General features: G+C 69.5%; 1 protein-coding gene. It reads right to left on the bottom strand.

From position 1 onward, the window contains the following. Positions 1–249 (bottom strand): PGRS repeat-containing protein (locus tag ACAG20_RS21100; protein WP_370494009.1); only part of this gene is annotated, 249 nt, incomplete at both ends.

Here is a 249-nt window from a genome sequence, read left to right as displayed (position 1 = left end):
CGGTGGTGCTGTTCCAGCCGGCGCCGCCGTCGCCGAACAGCCAGCCGCCGTCGCCGCCGTCGGGGTTGTCCTCGGTGCCGTCGATGCCGTTGCCGATGACCGTCGAGCCGAACAGTGTGTTGATGACGCCGTTGACCTGGGCGCCCAGGTCGCTGTTGATCCAGGTCTGCGTGGCGTCATTTAGCACGGCGTAGAAGTCGAAGCCCACCGCCGGTCCCGGTTCGGCCAGTGCGGCCAGCGCGGCATCCC

The sequence above is a fragment of the Mycobacterium sp. pW045 genome (genome assembly GCF_041287085.1).
In the GTDB taxonomy this organism is placed as follows: Bacteria; Actinomycetota; Actinomycetes; order Mycobacteriales; family Mycobacteriaceae; genus Mycobacterium; species Mycobacterium algericum_A.
The sequence above is the reverse complement of the archived record's forward strand: the minus strand, read 5'-3'. Positions and strand labels throughout refer to the sequence as shown.